Genomic DNA, 825 nt, shown 5'->3' on the forward strand with positions numbered 1-825 from the left:
GGTGTATTTGTAATGTAAGACAATCGATAAACACATTCTTTAAGATCAACTGGAAGTGATGGTTTTACATCTCGTTTTTTGTCACTTCGAATTTTTCTTTTCTTCTCTTCTGCTCTCACATAATCACTCCTAAAATCTAAAATTACCTCTAGGACAATGACTTTTTGTACATACCTAAAACATGTATATGGCAGGGGAGGGAGGAGCATGTATATTTTTTTGTGATAGTGGAAAAAACTTATAATAGTAGAACATGGGAGGAGTCTTTTGTATGAAAATGACGAAAGAAGAAGCACAAGAAATCGCAAAAAAAATAAAAGAAAACTCTAATAAGTACGGATTGCCTGTAAAAAAAAAGAAAAATGCTAGTGCAACCTAAAAGGGAATATATAAGAAAAGGTCTTCAATTTAACAAAAAATATAAGACTTATATTTTCCTACTATAGTACGCTGCGTAATAAAGATAAAATAAATATAAGCTAATTCACTTACAATAAACTTGAAATTAGATGAGTTGATAATGAAGAAGTTAAAAAAGAGACTGCCTAATAAAATTAATTTATTAGGCAGTCTCTTTTTTAAATATGATTATTGATGACGTAGTTTATCAATTTCTTCTGGTGTAAGGTTTGTAAATTCAGCGATTGTTTGGTTATCTAAACCTTTTTGGATCATACTTAAGGCTACCTTTATGATACCTTTCTTTTCGCCTATTTCTTCACCGATTTGTTTTCCTTTTTCTTCTCCAAGTTTTTCAGCTCTTCTTAAAGCTGACTTTTCATCTAATAATGCTTTTCTTCGTGCTTCATATGCTAATAGCACTTC

1 pseudogene is annotated in these 825 nt (G+C 30.4%); it reads right to left on the bottom strand.

Annotation, left to right across the window (positions count from 1 at the left end):
• Positions 1-588 precede the first annotated feature (588 nt).
• Positions 589-825: pseudogene (locus AC1VNJ_RS26820) on the bottom strand (Rpn family recombination-promoting nuclease/putative transposase); the annotation flags it as partial.

The sequence above is a fragment of the Priestia sp. 3CA3 genome (assembly GCF_056836725.1).